The 332-nt window shown below is 59.0% G+C and carries 1 protein-coding gene; it reads right to left on the bottom strand.

Features of this window, described 5'->3' with window-relative positions:
- Positions 1-120 precede the first annotated feature (120 nt).
- On the bottom strand, positions 121-332 hold a 212-nt coding region (locus EE949_RS08480; RefSeq protein WP_164666733.1), incomplete at its 5' end, for a type II toxin-antitoxin system VapC family toxin.

Below are 332 nucleotides of genomic sequence, written 5' to 3'. Positions count from 1 at the left end.
GGTGTAGATGTTTTTCCGCGAGGCGTACAGGTCGACGAACGCGTCTTCGCTGCCGGTCGGTGGTGTGATGTTGTGTAACGGGATCCGCTCACTCATGGCGCGATCCTGAGGCGAAGGTATTCACCGGGCCGCCGTCGAGTAGCTTGCAGGCTCCTCGTTCAACTGGCTGATCCACGGATTCAGCAGTGCGACATTGCAGGGTTGGAAGTCCGCCGTGTTACGCGTGACCACGGTCATGCCGTGAACCAGTGCGGTGGCTGCAATCAAGGCATCGCATTCGCTACGTGGGTCGGGAATATGAAGTTGTGCGCACCGTTTGGCAACGGCAGTGT

The organism is Pseudomonas viridiflava, from assembly GCF_900602065.1.
Classification (GTDB): Bacteria; Pseudomonadota; Gammaproteobacteria; order Pseudomonadales; family Pseudomonadaceae; genus Aquipseudomonas.
The sequence above is the reverse complement of the archived record's forward strand: the minus strand, read 5'-3'. Positions and strand labels throughout refer to the sequence as shown.